Annotated in this window: 14 protein-coding genes and 1 pseudogene; 12 read left to right on the top strand and 3 right to left on the bottom strand. The window is 63.6% G+C overall.

The window, feature by feature from the left end:
• Positions 1-53: 53 nt before the first annotated feature.
• A complete protein-coding gene (gene putA / locus C100_RS32445) occupies positions 54-3,656 on the top strand; it encodes a trifunctional transcriptional regulator/proline dehydrogenase/L-glutamate gamma-semialdehyde dehydrogenase (RefSeq protein WP_024019186.1) in 3,603 nt (1,200 codons plus the stop codon).
• Between the two features lie 106 nt (positions 3,657-3,762).
• A complete protein-coding gene (locus tag C100_RS32440; RefSeq protein WP_024019185.1) occupies positions 3,763-5,745 on the top strand; it encodes a putative bifunctional diguanylate cyclase/phosphodiesterase in 1,983 nt (660 codons plus the stop codon).
• A gap of 12 nt (positions 5,746-5,757) precedes the next feature.
• On the opposite strand, the gene C100_RS32435 is transcribed toward C100_RS32440, so the two are convergent.
• Positions 5,758-6,708, bottom strand: a complete 951-nt coding sequence (locus C100_RS32435) for a crotonase/enoyl-CoA hydratase family protein (protein ID WP_024019184.1) — start codon at positions 6,706-6,708, stop codon at positions 5,758-5,760.
• 238 nt (positions 6,709-6,946) lie between these two features.
• On the opposite strand from C100_RS32435, the gene C100_RS32430 reads away from it, so the two are divergent.
• Together C100_RS32430 and tgt are read left to right on the top strand one after the other, a co-directional pair.
• Positions 6,947-7,126 (top strand): hypothetical protein, encoded by a 180-nt coding sequence (locus C100_RS32430; RefSeq protein ID WP_024019183.1) that lies wholly within the window; start codon positions 6,947-6,949, stop codon positions 7,124-7,126.
• A 47-nt stretch (positions 7,127-7,173) separates the two neighbouring features.
• Positions 7,174-8,304 (top strand): tRNA guanosine(34) transglycosylase Tgt, encoded by a 1,131-nt coding sequence (gene tgt, locus C100_RS32425; RefSeq protein WP_024019182.1) that lies wholly within the window; start codon positions 7,174-7,176, stop codon positions 8,302-8,304.
• 3 nt (positions 8,305-8,307) lie between these two features.
• On the opposite strand, the gene C100_RS32420 is transcribed toward tgt, so the two are convergent.
• Together C100_RS32420 and C100_RS48575 are read right to left on the bottom strand one after the other, a co-directional pair.
• Positions 8,308-9,900 (bottom strand): sensor histidine kinase, encoded by a 1,593-nt coding sequence (locus tag C100_RS32420; RefSeq protein ID WP_024019181.1) that lies wholly within the window; start codon positions 9,898-9,900, stop codon positions 8,308-8,310.
• Between the two features lie 7 nt (positions 9,901-9,907).
• Positions 9,908-10,339 (bottom strand): NepR family anti-sigma factor, encoded by a 432-nt coding sequence (locus C100_RS48575; protein ID WP_161633904.1) that lies wholly within the window; start codon positions 10,337-10,339, stop codon positions 9,908-9,910.
• Between the two features lie 89 nt (positions 10,340-10,428).
• Here C100_RS48575 and C100_RS32405 point away from each other — a divergent pair, with 89 nt between their 5' ends.
• The 8 genes and pseudogenes from C100_RS32405 to C100_RS32370 form a co-directional block, all read left to right on the top strand.
• Positions 10,429-11,220, top strand: a complete 792-nt coding sequence (locus C100_RS32405) for a response regulator (RefSeq protein WP_024019178.1) — start codon at positions 10,429-10,431, stop codon at positions 11,218-11,220.
• A 78-nt stretch (positions 11,221-11,298) separates the two neighbouring features.
• Positions 11,299-11,427, top strand: coding sequence for a hypothetical protein (locus C100_RS49310; protein ID WP_024019177.1), 129 nt, complete (start codon positions 11,299-11,301; stop codon positions 11,425-11,427).
• Positions 11,428-11,543: 116 nt separating this feature from the next.
• A complete protein-coding gene (locus C100_RS32395) occupies positions 11,544-12,179 on the top strand; it encodes a sigma-70 family RNA polymerase sigma factor (protein WP_031309027.1) in 636 nt (211 codons plus the stop codon).
• A gap of 49 nt (positions 12,180-12,228) precedes the next feature.
• A complete protein-coding gene (locus C100_RS32390; RefSeq protein ID WP_024019175.1) occupies positions 12,229-12,477 on the top strand; it encodes a hypothetical protein in 249 nt (82 codons plus the stop codon).
• A gap of 163 nt (positions 12,478-12,640) precedes the next feature.
• Positions 12,641-14,029: a TIGR03013 family XrtA/PEP-CTERM system glycosyltransferase gene (locus tag C100_RS32385; protein ID WP_024019174.1), complete on the top strand. Its 1,389-nt coding sequence runs from the start codon at positions 12,641-12,643 to the stop codon at positions 14,027-14,029.
• A 9-nt stretch (positions 14,030-14,038) separates the two neighbouring features.
• A complete protein-coding gene (gene prsK / locus C100_RS32380; protein ID WP_024019173.1) occupies positions 14,039-16,108 on the top strand; it encodes an XrtA/PEP-CTERM system histidine kinase PrsK in 2,070 nt (689 codons plus the stop codon).
• A gap of 71 nt (positions 16,109-16,179) precedes the next feature.
• The gene (gene prsR, locus C100_RS32375) at positions 16,180-17,544 is read left to right on the top strand and encodes a PEP-CTERM-box response regulator transcription factor (protein ID WP_024019172.1); all 1,365 of its coding nucleotides are present in this window, start codon (positions 16,180-16,182) and stop codon (positions 17,542-17,544) included.
• Positions 17,545-17,548: 4 nt separating this feature from the next.
• A pseudogene (locus C100_RS32370) lies at positions 17,549-17,798 on the top strand (hypothetical protein); the annotation flags it as partial.

Here is a 17,798-nt window from a genome sequence, read left to right as displayed (position 1 = left end):
TTGAGGCGATACAAAAGGCGGAATGAAAGTTCGGCCTGGATTATTCTGGCGCTATGACCGACCAGACCCCTTTCGCGATCTTCGCGCCCCCCATCCGCCCGCAATCGCCGCTGCGCCAGGCCATCACCGCCGCCTATCGCCGCGATGAGGCAGAGGCGCTGGCACCCTTGATCGAGGCGGCGAGTCTGCCCGACGAGCTGCGCGCCGCCATCGCAGCGACGGCTCGCACGCTCGTCACCGCGCTGCGCGCCAATCACAAGGGCACCGGTGTCGAGGGACTGGTGCAGGAATATGCGCTTTCCAGCCAGGAGGGCGTGGCGCTGATGTGCCTCGCTGAAGCGCTGCTGCGCATTCCCGACGCCGCCACCCGCGATGCGCTCATCCGCGACAAGATCGCCGACGGCGACTGGGGTGCGCATCTGGGCGGCGACAAGTCGCTGTTCGTCAACGCCGCGACCTGGGGGCTGGTCGTCACCGGCAAGCTGGTCGGCAGCGTCGATGATCGCGGTCTGGGCGCTGCGCTCGCCCGCCTCGTCGCGCGCGCCGGCGAGCCCGTGATCCGCCGCGGCGTGGACCTTGCCATGCGTATGATGGGTGAACAATTCGTCACGGGTGAGACGATCAAGGAAGCCCTGAAACGCGCGAGAGAGATGGAAGCGAAGGGCTTTTCCTACAGCTATGACATGTTGGGCGAAGCGGCGACGACCGCCGCCGACGCCGCGCGCTATTTTGTCGATTATGAACAGGCGATCCACGCCATCGGCAAGGCGTCGGCCGGTCGCGGCATCTATGCCGGCCCCGGCATCTCGATCAAGCTGTCGGCGCTGCATCCGCGCTATGTCCGGGCACAGGCGGATCGCGTCATGGGAGAACTGCTCCCCGCCGTGAAGAAACTTGCCTTGCTGTCAAAAAGCTATGACATCGGCTTCAACATCGATGCGGAGGAGGCCGACCGGCTCGAATTGTCGCTCGACCTGCTCGAAAGTCTGGCGACAGACCCCGATCTGGCCGGATGGAATGGGCTTGGCTTTGTGGTGCAGGGCTATGGCAAGCGCTGCCCATTCGTCATCGACTGGATCGTCGATCTGGCGCGCCGCGCCGACCGCCGGATCATGGTGCGGCTGGTGAAGGGGGCCTATTGGGATGCGGAGATCAAGCGGGCGCAGGTCGATGGCCTCGCCGACTTTCCGGTCTATACTCGCAAGGTCCACACCGATGTCGCCTATATCGCCTGCGCGCAAAAACTGCTTGCCGCGCCCGACGCGGTGTTTCCGCAATTTGCGACCCATAATGCCCAGACGCTCAGCGCGGTCTATCATCTTGCCGGTCCCGACTTCCAGATCGGCCAATATGAGTTTCAATGCCTGCACGGCATGGGCGAGCCGCTTTACCAACAGGTGGTTGGCGCAACGAAGCTGGGCCGTCCCTGCCGCATCTACGCACCCGTCGGCACGCATGAGACCCTGCTCGCCTATCTCGTCCGCCGCCTGCTGGAAAATGGCGCGAACAGCAGTTTCGTCAACCGTATCGCCGACCCTGAGGTCTCGATCGAAGAAATGATCGCTGATCCGGTCGATATGGTCCGCGCCATGGCCCATCCGGGCCATCGCCACGACCAGATCGCGCTGCCTGCCGACATTTATCCCGACCGCCGCAATTCGGATGGTTTTGATCTCAGCGATGAGGCGACGCTTGCCGGCTTGGGCGAAGCGCTCCGTCATAGCGTCACGCTGGCCTGGACTGCGGCCCCCGAGGGGGGAACGGGGGCAGCGCATAGCGTGTTCAATCCGGCGGATCACCGCGATGTGGTGGGTCGCGTGACGCAGACCAGGCCCGAAGAAGCCCGCGCCGCCGCCATTCGCGCTGCTGAATCGCGCTGGCCCAACAGCCCGGTCGCCGATCGCGCCGCGACGCTGGAGCGCGCCGCCGACGCGATGCAGGCGCGGATGCCGGTCCTGCTGGGCCTGATCGTCCGCGAAGCAGGCAAGTCGCTACCCAACGCCATCGCCGAAGTGCGCGAGGCGATCGACTTTCTGCGCTATTATGCCCAGCAGGCGCGCAGCACCTTTGGCCCGCAGCAGCAGGCGCTCGGCCCCGTCACCTGCATCAGCCCCTGGAACTTTCCATTGGCCATCTTCACGGGCCAGGTCGCAGCCGCGCTGGTTGCGGGCAATCCCGTGCTCGCCAAGCCGGCGGAGGAAACGCCCCTTGTCGCCGCTGAAGCGGTGCGCCTGCTGCACGAAGCGGGCGTCCCCGCCGATGCGCTACAACTCATGCCCGGCGACGGCCGCGTCGGCGCGGCGCTGGTGGCCGCGCCCGAAACGGCGGCGGTGATGTTCACCGGCTCGACCGAGGTCGCCCGACTGATCCAGCGCCAACTGGCCACGCGCTTGTCCCCGTCCGGCAGGCCCATCCCCCTGATCGCTGAAACCGGCGGTCAAAATGCGATGATCGTCGATAGTTCGGCGCTGGCCGAGCAGGTTGTCGCCGACGTCATTGCCTCCGCCTTTGACAGCGCGGGCCAGCGCTGTTCGGCGCTGCGCATCCTCTGTCTTCAGGAAGATGTCGCGGACCGGACGCTGGCGATGCTCAAGGGCGCGTTGGCGGAGCTGCGGATCGGCCGCACGGACGCGCTTAAGGTCGACATCGGCCCGGTCATCACGGCCGAGGCGCGGGACGGCATTGTCCAGCATATCGACGCGATGAAGGCGCTGGGCCGCAAGGTCGATCAGAGCCCGCTGCCGTCCGAGACCGCGCACGGCACCTTCGTCCCGCCGACGATCATCGAGATCGATTCCATCGCTGATCTCAGTCGCGAGATTTTCGGTCCCGTGCTGCACGTCCTGCGCTTCCGCCGCGACCGGCTCGACGCGCTGGTCGATCAGATCAACGCCACCGGCTATGGCCTGACCTTCGGCCTGCACACCCGGCTTGACGAAACCGTCGCCCGCGTCACCAGCCGCATCAAGGTCGGCAATATCTATGTGAACCGTAACGTCATCGGCGCGATCGTCGGCGTGCAACCCTTTGGCGGCTGCGGGCTGTCTGGCACTGGTCCCAAGGCCGGCGGCCCGCTGTATATCGGCCGTTTGGTCACGACGCCCCCGGTTTTCGCCGCCCGAGTCAGCCATTTGCGTTCGCCGCTGCATAGTTTTGCCGACTGGCTCGATCGGCAGGGGGATGGAGAGGCTGCGGCCCAGGCCCGCCGCACCGGGGACGCTTCGGCGCTGGGGGTGGAACTGACGCTGCCCGGCCCGGTGGGCGAGCGCAACCTTTATGCCCTTCATCCGCGCGGCCTGATCCTGTTGCGGCCAGCGACGCGGCAGGGGCTGTTCCGCCAGATGGCGGCGGTCCTCGCCACCGGCAATCGCGGCGTCGTCCAGGGCATGACCCTGCCGCCCGGCCTGCCCGCCGAGGTTGCAGCCCGTTTTCCTGTGGATGCGAGTGGTCCCTTCGCGGCCGCCCTGGTGGAAGGGGATGCGGCGAAGATCGCGGCGACGGCGCAATGCGTCGCGGATCTGCCGGGAGCAATCATGTCGGTTCATGCAGACGATCATGGCCATGGCTATTGTCTCGATTGGTTGCTGGAGGAGGTATCGACCTCCATCAACACGACGGCCGCCGGCGGCAATGCCAGCCTGATGATGATCGGGTGAGGGGCGTGCCAGCCGCGCTTGATCACCTTCTGTCGAGCGGATGTTTCGGTTAACCAAAAAATAAAGGGAAAATGGGAAAAGCAGAGGAGAACCGGAGACCCGCCCTTTGCGCGTTTTGAAGACATTGCTGGAAAAGCGCGCGCGCGGGCCATCGCAGGATGCGGAAGTTCGTAGCAGCCTGATCGAGTCTCTTTATGCCTCGCCGGCATCCCTGACCATCGGGGCGGTGACCGGTGTGGCTGTTGGCCTCGTCGTGGGCAGCCTGTCCGATGGAGCGGCGATCCACAGCGTCGTGGCGCTGCTTTGTCTGGTGGCCACCATGCGCGTCATATCGGCGGTCTTTTTTCACCGCCAGTTGGTGCGCGGCGCGGCGGTGGCGTCACGCGGCTGGGAACTGGCCTATGAATTGGGCGCCTGGGTCTATGCCGGGCTGCTCGGCCTGATGGCCTTCGTCTCGCTGATCGGATCGGCCAACAGCGTGATCCATATGCTGACCGTGTCGATGGCGACCGGCTATGCCGGCGGTATTTCAGGGCGCAACGCCGGTCGCGTGCAGATTGCCATCGGTCAGGTGTGCCTGACGTTGCTGCCGACGGCCACCGGTCTGTGGATGGAAGGATCGACCGGTTATCGCGTTTTGTCGGTTGCGATGGTGATGATGGTCCTCGGCCTCGCCGAAATCAGCTCCACTACCCACCGCATTGTCGTTCAGGCGCTGATCGGCAAGCGCGACAAATCCCTGTTGGCCGAAAAGTTCGAGCGTCTGGCTCGGTTCGACAGCCTCACCGGCCTTGAAAACCGGATGGCGATGCAGATGCGGCTGCGCGACATCTTTCTGAACAATCAAAAGCGCAATGACGCGGTCGCGATCCTGTGGATGGATCTGGACCGGTTCAAGGAGATCAACGACTCTCTCGGCCATATGGTCGGCGACCAGTTGCTGCGCGCGGTGGCCGAACGGCTGAGCGACGTGGTGCAGGAGCGGGGCAGGATCGCGCGTTTCGGTGGCGACGAATTTGTCATCATATGTCCCGATACCGATCGTGTCACTGCTGCCGGTCTGGCTCAGGAACTGGTTTCCTATTTCGCCCATGGTTTCGACCTGGGCGAAAATCATCTCCAGGTGACGGCATCGATCGGCTACGCGGTCGCGCCCCAGGACGGGCGCGACATGGACGAACTCATGCAGCACGCCGACCTGGCGCTGTATGAAGCGAAGGGAGAGGGGCGCAATCGTTCCGCCAGTTTCAACTGGTCGCTCAAGGAACGGTTCAACCGCCTGCACGAAATCGAGACGGGCCTTCGGCGAGCGCTCGACGCCGGTGAACTCAAGCTGCTGTTTCAGCCGATCGTCGACCTGGCGACCGGCGAGATCGATGCGTGCGAGGCGCTGCTGCGCTGGGACCACCCGGTTCTTGGTCCCATCCCACCGTCGGAATTCATCCCCATCGCCGAAAATATCGGCATGATCGAGGCGATGACGGGATGGGTGCTGCGCCAGGCCTGTCAGGCCGCGGCATCCTGGCCCGGCGAGATCCGCATCGCGATCAATATTTCGCCCGCTTCGCTCAAATCGCCCGAATTGCCCGGCAACGTCATCGCGGCGCTGTTGGAAACAGGCATTTCGGCGCGGCGCCTGGAACTGGAGGTGACCGAATCGATCTTTCTGGACGATAGCGGCCAGACCAACGCCATATTGCGCGAATTGCAGCGTATCGGCCTGAGGCTGGCGCTGGACGATTTCGGCACCGGCTATTCGTCGCTCTCCTATCTCCGCTCCTACCGGTTCGACACGCTCAAGGTGGACCAGAGTTTCATGGCCGGTGTCAGCGCCAATGCGGAGGATCGTGCGATCGTACGGGCCATCGGCAATCTGGCGCGCGACCTGTCGATGGACACCGTCGCCGAAGGGATCGAGACGGCGGACCAACTCAGCCATGCCCGCGAAGCCGGCTTCACCAATGTCCAGGGCTATTTGTTCAGCCGGCCGGTGCCCAGCGAGCGCATCGCCGAAATGATCGCCGCCGGGCCGCTGGAAGGGACGGAGCGTCCAGACCCGATCATCCAGACGCGGCGCCGTCGGGCCTGAAAACGCTGAGGTTCAGCGCAATCGCGTCTGGGCGGCAGCCAGTCGTCGCATCATGCGCAGGTCGCGGTCGGACAGAGACAGCGCGGTTTCCGTCCACATTTCGACAATGTCGATCAGTTCGGTCAGGGTCATCGGATTGACCCGCCGCCCGGCGCGGTTGATCCCGACATAGCCGGCATGATGGGGCATGTGCTCCCGAATCCATTGCGCCGTCGCCGCCTCACCCTCTCCGGTTTCCACGACCTGGGTGACAAGGCCCATCTCGAACATTTCTTCCGCCGTGTAGATGCGGCCCTCGGACAGCATCTGCCGCGCCAGCACCGGCCCGACACGGCGTTGCAGGATCGAATAGGCGCCCATGCCGGGAAACAGACCGAACAACACTTCAGGCAGGCCAAAGCGCGCCTGTCGTTCGGCGATGATGACATCGAAGCACATCAGCGCCTCCAGCCCGCCGCCCAGCGCGTCGCCCTGGGCCAGGCCGATATTGATGATGTTCATGTCGTTGCAGTGCCAAATTCGGTCAACAATCTCGCAGCAGGCCACGCCATATTTGAGCAATGTTTCACGGTCGCGCCGCTGGATACATTCGGCGAACATCTCCAGATCGCCGCCCAGGTTGAAGACGCCGGGAAAGCGTGAGCCGAGCACCATGAACTTAAGCATGTTCCCGTCGCCAAACACGCGGCGGCTTTCCTGCTGCCATGTCATCGTGTCGCGAATCAGTCCGAGGTTGGAGTTAGGCCGCTCCAGCGGCGTCATGAACGCCCATAGCGTCCCCAATTCCTCTTCCCAGCGCACGTCGATCTGACCCAGGTCAAACAGGGTTGACTGGCGAAATGCGGATGTGAGCGACGTTTCCGTAGCGGCGCTCTGCTCTGGCGAACCTTCGCCGGAGAAGGGGCTTTCAGAGGCGTGTTCCAGCTCGTCTCTCGTCGGATTAAACGGTCCTGAATCAATCATCTGCGACCCCGAATTCCTATATTGAATGAACAGATCAGGCGTGCCCGCAAGATGCCTGCAACCGGGGGGTGATTGACAGCCCGTTAACCTTTTTTACGTGAAACTGTTGCGCGAAGGACGCCACCAAATGCCATGAATCGAGCGTGTTGTGGCGGAAAAGCCACAAGGCTGGTTGTTGCGCGATCGGGAAATAATTTGATCAGCCCTTTGTTAACCCTTCCGAATTATCCCCGAACGCATGAATCAAAGGCAGATCTCATCCACACCTGTCACCCTGAACCTCCAGGATTCGGCCGGCGGACCTTGGCCGCTGCGGCTGTCGGCGGACTGTTTGCGCTTCATTGGTCCCTATCGTCGGGTGGAGGGATTCAATATCGATGCGATGCTGCTGTTCGAGGGCGTGCGCAAGGCCGGCTGATCCGCGCATCCTTGTGCGCGGGTGCGTTCGCTCCTAGAGCGCCGACCATGACAATGCCCCGCTTTTCCTTCGCTATCGCTGCAACTGACGGCAAGGCCCGCACCGGCGCGATCCACATGCGTCGTGGCGAAATTCGAACGCCAGCCTTCATGCCGGTAGGCACGGCGGCCACCGTCAAAGCGATGCGCCCCGCCGAGGTGCGCGCGACCGGCGCCGACATCATCCTGGGTAACACCTATCATCTGATGCTGCGCCCCGGCGCCGAGCGCATGGCGCGACTGGGCGGGCTGCACAGCTTCATGGGCTGGGACCGGCCGATCCTGACCGACAGTGGCGGCTATCAGGTGATGAGCCTTTCGGCGCTGACGAAGATGAATGAAGAGGGCGTCGCCTTTTCCAGCCATATCGACGGTTCAAAGCATATGCTGACGCCCGAACGTTCGATGGAGATTCAGCGGCTGCTGGACAGCGACATCGTCATGGCGTTCGACGAATGTACCAAAAATGGCTGCACCCATGACGAGGCGGCGAAGTCGATGGAGCGCTCCATGCGCTGGGCGAAGCGTTCGCGCGACGGGTTCGATGCCGGCGGCGACCATGCGGAGCGCGCTGCGCTCTTCGGTATCCAGCAAGGTTCGCTGGATGAAGCACTGCGCCGCGTCTCGGCGGAAAAGCTGATCGAGATCGGCTTTGACGGCTATGCGGTCGGCGGGCTTGCCGTCGGTGAAGGGCAGCAGGCGATGTTCGCAACTCTGGACTTCGCGCCCGACATGCTCCCCTTCGACAAGCCGCGCTATTTGATGGGCGTGGGCAAGCCCGACGACATCGTCGGCGCGGTCGAGCGCGGCATCGACATGTTCGATTGTGTGCTGCCGACCCGGTCGGGCCGCAATGGACAGGCCTTCACCTGGGCCGGACCGCTCAATATCCGCAACGCGCGCTTCGCGGAGGATCTGGAACCGCTCGACCCGCGTTGCGATTGTCCGGTATGTGCGACATGGAGCCGCGCCTATCTTCATCATCTGGTGAAGGCGGGCGAGATGCTGGGCGCCATGCTGATGACGCAGCACAACATCCATTTCTATCAGGCGTTGATGCAGGCGATCCGCGATGCCATCGCCGCAGGCCGCTTTGCCGCCTTCGCTGCCGACTTTCGCCGGGATTATCGGCGCGCCTGATGGTCAGGGAAGGACGCTGATGGCGATGGCGAACCGACCTGCGTCGCCATCATGGTCCAGGGGCGCGCGCAACTGACGGGACAGGCCGGTCAGTACTCGTCCATAGCGGTCGTCCAGAAATGAACTCATGGCCGGCGAATGCCGCAGGCCGGGGGAATCGATCGCCAGCAGCGCGCGCGCATTGTCGTCGCTTTGCAGATGGACTGAAATCCGCATCTTGCCCAGCGGATCGAGCCGCATGGCCAGTTCCACCAGTTCAGTGACCAGGAAGGCGATCGGCACGGCAACATCCTGGCTGATGTGCAGGTCGTCGCTGTCGATTTGAATGCCGAAGCGGCGGGCATCGGCGGGCGCCGTGCCGCGCAGGCTGGCGGACAATTCGCTGACGAGCGCGCGCACGCCCACGCCGCGATTTTCCTCCAGTTCCGCGAAATGATTGCGATGCACGACCGACAGGGCATCGACGCGCCGCTGGATCGAGGCATAGGCCTCGACCGCTTCGGGATCATGCGCCGACCGCGCGTGCAGGTTGATGAGGCTGGCGATGATCTGGAGGTTGTTCTTGACGCGGTGATGGACCTCCCGCGTCAGTTTGCGCTGCGTTTCCAGACTCTCCGCCATCTCGGCCTCATGGCTGGCGACATCCTCGCTAATCTCGCGGAAAGTCTCGCCCAGGGCGATGATCTCCCGCGCGGGGGTCCGAACCCGGCGCATCGGTTCTAACACTTCGCCGGGATGGTAGCCCGCGACAGCGCGGCGCAGCAGCACCAGCGGCCGAATGAGCAGCCGGTTGACGACGAACCATCCAACCGCCGCCGCCGCGAACCACATTACCAGCGGCAGGAACAAGGACAGGGTGCGCGCCAGCGTTTCGGGCGGATCGCGCACTGTCATGGTCAGGACGATGTTGGGCGGTTCCAATCGGGCCGACAGGCTGGTTATCGCCCCGCCGGTGGGAATCGCGCGGGGCGGGGTGATGGCCAGACGCCGTTTGCCTTCGTGCAGGCTGAGGCGTCCGTTCTGAAGTGCGGTTGCGGGATCGGCCACGCTTTCCAGATGCGCGCGCGAGTAATAGACCAGACCGACCAGCCGGCCGTCCCGGCTACGCATCCGCGTCAGCAGATAGGGGGCGTTGTCCAGCAACTGGGCCGCCGGACCATCGAAGCGCGCTTCTCTGGGCAGGATGGCTGGCTCGCCCTCGGGCGACGCGCAGAGTTTGCGACCGGCTCTGTCATAGATGAAATAGCGTCCGCCGTCCCGGTCGTTCGAGGCCAGGAACAGGCTGAACCTGTCGCAGATGCTTGTGTCGGACGGAGAGGCCGCAAGGTTATTGACCGTCAGTTGCAACGCCGTGCGGTCGGATTCCAGGTCCGCCGTCAATTTGCGCGCACTCTGAGTCACGGCCACTCGCAGCAGCGCTTCTTTTTCGAGGTCAGCGGTCTGGATCGCCTGGAGCGATGCGACCAGCGCGATGATGCCGAGTGGCAGCAGGGCCAGCGTCAGGATGAGGAACATCTTGACGCCGGTGGACCCGAAAAAGCGGAAGAGCGGTTCCGTCAGCGACCGGGCTGCCGGAGGATGGCTGCCCCCGATCATGACATTCTCAGTCCAATTTGCTCAGAAGATCCAGCATTTCCGCCGGGACGGCTTCGTCCACCGCGCGTTGATAGACAGTCCGCAACGCTTGCGAGACATGACCCTCCTCCTTGGCCCCGGCTGCGCGGCCCTTGCGGGGAGCGGGGGTCTTGCCGCTCCCATTCTCACCGGAGCCGGCTGACTGTCGTTCCGTCGTTGAAGAAACCAAAATCTGCCCCTCTGAAGCAATCTCTGTCACGCCAGTTTGCCCGTAGTTGCGGGAAATGCGCCGAACGTCAATTCGTCGTTCCGCTCCATCTGCGCCAAATTCACGAAATCGTCGAAAAAAACCATATGGCTGCGAAACAATTTGGCATGTCGATGGTTCCGGTGAGCGAAGCGCTTTTTTTTTGGCGCTGCCGGTTTGGCGGTCATGACAGAGGGGGGCGGGGCTTGCCATGGCGGCATTGACATTCCATCCTCCCTTTTCATTTGCCTCACGAGGCCGGGTTACACGAAGCCTGTTATGGGCAGGGAGAAGATTTGACGATGTCGCTTGGACAGAAATTGCACCCCCATCTTCCGTTTCTGCGCCGTTATGCGCGGGCGCTGACCGGCAGCCAGGCGCATGGCGACGCCTATGTTCGAGCTACGCTGGAAGCAATCGTTGCCGCGCCGGAGGAATTTCCGTCCGACGTCGATCCGCGGCTGGGGCTTTACAAGACTTTTCACGCTATCTGGTCCTCCGCGCACATGGAAGATGGCCCTTTCATGGGGGACGATGGTCGCGAAGCGATTGCGCAGGCCCGGCTCGCGCGGTTGACGCCGCTGCCGCGCCAGGCGCTGCTGCTGACGGCGCTCGAAGGTTTTACCGTCGAGGACGTGGCCTATCTGATCGGCATGGACAGCGCCGATGTTGAGGCACTGGTGGAGGAAGCGCTTACGGAGATCGAGGCGCAGACTCGTGCGAAGGTGCTGATCATCGAGGATGAACCGATCATCGCCATGGATATCGAGACGATCGTGCGTGACCTGGGGCATGAGGTCACGGCAATTGCCGTGACGCGCGAGGATGCCGTGCGCGAAGCGATGAGCGAGCGGCCCGGACTGGTGCTGGCCGACATCCAGCTTGCCGACGATTCGAGCGGGATCGATGCGGTGAAGGATATTCTCGCCGAAATTTCGGTGCCGGTGATCTTCATCACTGCGTTCCCCGAACGGCTGCTGACCGGCGAGCGGCCCGAGCCGACCTTCCTCATCACCAAGCCGTTTCAGCGGTCGACGGTGAAGGCGGCCATTTCCCAAGCGTTGTTCTTCGACCAGGCAACGGCACCGGCCTGAACGGCGCCCCTTTTCGATCGATACGGAACTCCCACACGAACGTCGCGTTAATCAAGCGTAACGATCGGGAGACAGATCATGGTCGATGAACCACATGTCGCGACGGATAAAGCGCGGGCCGGTTCGACCGAAAATGTCGTGCGCTATGTGCTCGGCATCTCGCTCGGACTCGCCGTGATAGTGATGCTGCTGGTGCTCTGGATGTGACGGCAGCACATGGCGATTGGTCTTGAGAAGCAAACGGGTTAGGATATGGGCGATTTATGGCTTTGACGATGTCGGTTCAGACGACGGGAGCGGCAGCCAGCACGGGGGTTGTTCCCATGAATGAGGATATTGCCGGCTCCGAGGAGCGCGCTGCGCTGTCGGATTCGGATTTCAAGCAGGAACTGGCCGCCGTCATCCCCCATTTGCGCGCTTTTGGACGCTCGCTATCGGGCAACCGTGATGTCGCAGACGATCTGGTGCAGGAAACGCTGTTGAAGGCTTGGGCCGCACGCGCGCGGTTCCAGGCCGGGACGAATATGCGTGCCTGGACCTTCATCATCTTGCGCAATCATTATCTCTCGCAGATGCGACGGTCCCGGTTTCGCGGCGATTGGGATGATTTGACGGCTGATCGCATCCTTGCCGCGCCGGCCGGGCAGGATAAGCATGTCGAACTCAGCGATATGCAGCGTGCGCTGTTGCAACTGCCCCAGCCCCAGCGGGAGGCGTTGATTCTGGTGGGTGCCGGCGGTTTCGCCTATGAAGAGGCGGCCGAGATCTGCGGTGTTGCCGTAGGCACGATAAAGAGCCGCGTTGCGCGTGGTCGCGCGGCGCTGGAACAGATATTGGAAAGTGGCGATCTTCCTTCGCGCCGCAGCCAGGAAACGACGGAAACTGCGGTGCTGGACGAGATCATGGAAGATGTAGATCGCTTGAGCCGCGGTGGCGAGGGACGAGGCGGAGCAGACTGACCGGAACGGTTTCTCGCCTATGCCGTTGTCTTGGTAGGAGAGATACGACATGGGCGATGATCCCGACGCACTACCCCCCTCAAACCCCAACCCGGCGCGCTCCGGCAGCGGGGTGATACTGGCTCTAGTCGCGTTGGCGCTCATTCTGGCTATCGGCTTTTTTTACCTCACCAACGACCGCCGAGGCGATAGTCGGGCCGACAAGGTGACGCGGGCCGCTGACTCCGCGGACCAGATGGTCATTGGCGTGGGCGATGCGGCCAGAGACGCCGCTCACGACCTGCGCAACCATAATTGATGAAGCCGGTCAGTCGCTTCGCCTCGTTATCTTGCGCTTGATTCAGAGTTTTTTTGTTATTTTCGGTCAACTCTGCGCACAGCGTCGGATTTTCTTACAGCGAGTGTAAGGAAGCGTCGGCGCGGCCATGTCGCCCGCGGCGACAGCGGGATGAAGCGCGACGATGATCAGGCTGTTCAAACATTATGTGCCGCACGCGGTGCTGCTGCTGGGGCTGCTCGATTTCCTGTTGTTGTTCGGCGCGGCCGAGGCGGGATGGGTTCTGCGGGCGCATCAGATCGATATGGCCGTGGAGCCGATCGCGAGTCGCATGGGGCCTTTGCTCAGCTTCGCGCTGGCGATCCAGACCGCGATGATCGCAGTCGGTGTCTACGGACCCGAAGCGCTTCAGTCGATTCGCTTTGCTTTGGCGCGTCTGTTGGTGGCCGTGTCGCTGGGCGTCATCTTTCTCTCCATCCTGTACTTCCTGATGCCGGGCATGACGCTTTGGCGATCCAATTCGCTCTACGCCATGGGCCTTGCCCTGGCGCTGCTGCTGCTCATCCGGCTGCTGCTGGGCTCGATGCTGGGCGGCGAAGCGTTCAAGCGTCGGCTGGTCGTGTTGGGCGCCGGCAATCGCGCCCACCGGATCCGTGAACTGGAACGCCGCAAGGGTTCGGGCTTCCTTGTCGTCGGCTATATCGCGATGAACGACGGATCGCAGGTGATCGAGGAAGCGATTAATCGCGACGCGGTCTTCAACCTGGCCGATTTCGTGGTCCGCCTGAACGCCAGTGAGGTCGTGTTGGCGCTGGAGGAACGACGCAATGCCATTCCCATGTCGGACCTGCTGCGGATCAAGACCACGGGTGTCCATGTCAACGACCTCTCCAGCTTTCTGGAGCGGGAAACCGGTCGGGTCGACCTCGCCAGCGTCAACCCGAGCTGGCTGATCTTTTCAGACGGCTTTTCCGCCGGCCGGCGTTTGTCGAGTATCGCCAAGCGGGTTTTCGACATCGCCGCCAGCCTGATCCTGCTGATCCTGACCGGGCCGATCATCCTGCTCGCAGCCATATTGGTGAAGCTCGACAGCAAGGGGCCGGCTTTCTACCGGCAGCAGCGCGTGGGCCTCTATGGCCAGGAATTCTGGATCGTGAAGCTGCGCACCATGCGCCAGGATGCCGAAGTCGCGGGAAAGGCAGTCTGGGCGGAAAAGGACGATCCGCGTATCACGCGGCTGGGCTATTGGTTGCGCAAGCTGCGCATCGATGAATTGCCGCAGACCTGGACGGTGCTCAAGGGCGAGATGAGCTTCGTCGGCCCGCGGCCGGAACGCCGCCAGTTCGTCGAGGATCTGGAACAGCATCTACGCTATTATGCCGAGCGCCATATGGTGAAGCCCGGCATCACCGGCTGGGCGCAGATCAACTACCCCTATGGCGCATCAATCGAGGATGCCCGGCACAAGCTGGAATATGACCTTTATTACGCGAAAAACTACACGCCCTTCCTTGATTTGCTGATCCTGCTCCAAACGGTGCGCGTCGTCCTTTGGCCCGACGGCGCGCGCTGAGGATAGGGCGTGGGCATCTTCCTCCAGTTTGTCGGCGATTGGGGCCATGCGCTGGCGGCGGTGCTGTTCGCGGCACTTGGCATCTTCCTGTTGCGCCGGCGGGAAGAGGCGGTCGAACTGCGCATCCTGTCGGCCGCGTTGCTGCTGACATCCTGCTGGGCGCTCTATGTCTCCTTCGGCGGCGTGTCGAAGCCGCTGTCGGGTATTGGCGAGAGCATCCGTAATGCCGCCTGGCTGCTGACGATGTTTGTCATGCTGCGGCGCGGCCCGGTGGGGCGGAACGGCACATTTGGCGCTGTGGTGGCCGTCTATGCCGCCGTCGCCGGTCTGATCCTGCTGCAAAGCTTCACCGACCTTGTCTGGCGCCAGTTGCCGCTCGCCAGCGACGTGCAGACCGCGCTCATCACCTGCTCTCTGATCCTGCGGATGATGACCGCGATCGGCAGCCTGCTGCTCGTACATCAACTCTATACCGCCTGGCCGTCCCGTGATCGGGCGCGGGTCGCATTGCTGCTCGGCGCGTTGGCGGCGATGTGGACCTATGACCTTAACCTCTATGCGATCGGCTATTTCGCGCCCGGCCGAGTGAACGAGTTGTATGCGCTGCGTGGCCTGCTGATGGCGCTGCTTGCGCCAGTCGTTGCCGTGGGCGTGCGCAAGGACATGGCCGGGCGTCTCCAGCTTTCCCGCACCCTCACCTTCCAGTCGCTGTCAGTCTTCGCCATCGCGCTCTACGTGATCCTGCTGGCGGCGGTGGCGGTGCTGATCGAACTGATCGCCGGACCATATGCGCGGTTGGTGGAGATCGGCGCGGTCTTCTTCACGGCCGTAACCGTGCTGGTGCTGCTGCCCTCGCCGCAACTGCGCGCCTTCTGGAAGGTGCAGGTAGCGAAGCATTTCTTCCAGCACCGCTATGACTATCGCACCGAATGGATGCGCTTTGGCGAAACCATCGGTCGTCCGGGCGAAGACCCCGCGCCGCTCGGCCAGCGCGTGGCGAAAGCGGTGGCGGACATCACCGATTCGCCTTCGGCCATGTTGCTGCTGCGCGATGAAAGTGGCGCCCTGTCGTTGGAAACCGATTGGAACTGGAGCATAGACCTGCCCGACGCGGTAACGATCCCTGTGGACCTGGCTATGCGGCTGGAGCAGGGATGGATCGCCGATCTGGGCAAGCCGGACCAGGCGCAGCAGCTTCCGGGCTGGCTGGCGCGGGACCGGCGCGCCTGGGCGCTGGTGCCGCTCATCCATTATGGTCGACTGATCGGCGCGATCTTGTTGGCGCGGCCGCCGGGCGACCGCCGGCTGGACTGGGAGGATTTCGACATGCTGCGCGCCGCCGGACGGCAGGCGGCGAGCCATATCAGCGAGGCGCAGGGACAGCAGGCGCTTGCCGACGCCCGGCAATTCGACGAGTTCAACCGCCGTTTCGCCTTCATCATGCACGACGTCAAGAATCTGGTCAGCCAGCTCTCCTTGCTTGCCCGCAATGCCGAACGGCACGCCGACAATCCCGATTTCCGCGCCGACATGGTCCTGACGCTCAAGGAATCCGTGGGCAAGATGAACGATCTGCTCGCCCGCCTGTCTCAGCATAACAAGGGCCGGACCGAAGAACCGCGCCCGATGCCGATGGGCGACCTGCTGGCCCAGGTGGCGCGGATGCGGGCGCGTCAGCATCCGGTCATCGTCACAGGCGATGCGCCGCCCGTCCTGGCCGACCCGGTCCGCACTGAACAGATACTCACCCATCTGGTGCAGAATGCGATCGACGCCAGTCCGCCCGGCAGTCCGGTCGATCTGCGCCTGTCCGCCGACGGGCAGGACGCGATCGTGGAGGTGATCGACAGGGGACGGGGCATGAACGCCGAGTTCATCCGCCGCGACCTGTTCAAGCCCTTCGCCTCCAGCAAGGCAGGTGGCTTTGGCCTGGGCGCGTTCGAGGCGCGGACGCTGGCGCAGGCGATGGGCGGGCGGATCGAGGTGGAGAGCAAGCCGGGCATCGGCAGCCGCTTCACCCTGCGCCTGCCGTTGGCGCCCCGGACTCTGGCAACCCCGACGAACGAGAAGGCCGCCTGATGCCGCTTCCCCCTGCGCCTGCCGTTGGCGCCCCGGACTCTGGCAACCCCGACGAACGAGAAGGCCGCCTGATGAGCGACATGCGCCCCAAATTGCTGATCGTCGAGGATGATCCGGGCCTCCAGCGTCAGTTGCGCTGGGCCTATGAGGATTATCAGCTTTTCATCGCCGGCGACCGGGATGAGGCGATCGAGATGCTGCGTGCGCAGGCGCCGGATGTGGTGACGCTGGACCTGGGTCTGCCGCCCGATCCCGATGGAACCAGCGAAGGCTTCGCGGCGCTGGCGGAGATGCTCAGGATCAAGCCGGACACCAAGGTCATCGTTGCATCGGGCCATGGCGCGCGCGAAAGCGCGCTCGATGCCATTGCGGGCGGGGCCTATGATTTCTATCAGAAGCCGGTCGATATCGACGAACTGGGCCTGATCGTCCGCCGCGCCTTCCATGTCCATGCGCTGGAACGGGAAAATGCCCGCCTCGCCGAAACCGCGCCGGAGGATGGGCGCGTGCTGGGCCGGCTCATCACCGGCGCATCCGAAATGGCCAGGGTCGCCCGCACGATCGAGCGGGTTGCGAACGCCGGCATATCCGTCCTGCTGCTGGGCGCCAGCGGCACTGGCAAGGAATTGCTGGCGCAGGGCCTTCATGATGCCAGCCCGCGCCGCAAAGGAGCGTTCGTCGCCGTCAATTGCGCGGCCATTCCCGAAACCTCGCTGGAATCGGAACTGTTCGGGCATGAGAAAGGCGCCTTGGCCATCGGGACCGGAACGTTGTCGGGCAAGATCGCGCAGGCGCATGGCGGCACTTTGTTCCTGGACGAAGTCGGCGATATTCCGCTCACGCTCCAGGTGAAATTGTTGCGCTTTCTGGAGGAGCGGGTGGTCGACTGGCGTGACGGACCTCCGCCCGCCCCCGTCGATGTGCGCATCGTCTGCGCCACGCACCAGAATCTTGAGGAGATGATCGCCGCGGGCACCTTTCGCGAGGATCTCTATTACCGACTCGCCGAAATCGTCGTGCGCATCCCCGCGCTGAAGGACCGGCCGGGGGATCCGGCGCTGCTCGCGCGGCATTTCCTCCACCGCTTCGCGCCGGACATGAACCCGCAGGTCAAGGGTTTCGCGCCTGACGCGCTTGCGGCGCTGGACGCGTGGGGCTGGCCCGGTAATGTGCGGGAACTGGAAAACCGCATGAAGCGCGCCATCATCATGGCGGATGGCAAGCTGATTACCGCCGCTGACCTCGACCTTGACGAGGAGCGCGCGGACGGCGGTGATGTCGTGAACCTCAAGGCCGCGCGTGAAATGGCCGATCGCCGCGCGATCCGCCGCGCGATTGCCCGAACGGACGGTAATATCTCCGGTGCGGCGAGGATATTGGGCATCAGTCGGCCGACGCTCTACGATCTGCTCAAACAATATCAGATTCAAGGCTGATCCGATGCGCCGGTCACGCCTGTTCCTGATCGCCGGGATCGCCGGCCTGCTCCTCGCCATGGTGGGGCTGTGGCAATGGCGCGCGCATGAACGCGATGGCAGCGCGGCTCTGGCACGGGGCATCACCGCGCTGAACAAGGGCGATGTTCGCACCGCGCGGGTCGAATTGATGAACGCGATCAAGGGCAATCCCCGCTCCGCCGACGCACGGGCCGCGCAGGCACGGGCGCTCGCCGAACTGGGCGATGGCGCAG

Source organism: Sphingobium sp. C100 (assembly GCF_000508185.1).
GTDB lineage: Bacteria > Pseudomonadota > Alphaproteobacteria > Sphingomonadales > Sphingomonadaceae > Sphingobium.
The sequence above is the reverse complement of the archived record's forward strand: the minus strand, read 5'-3'. Positions and strand labels throughout refer to the sequence as shown.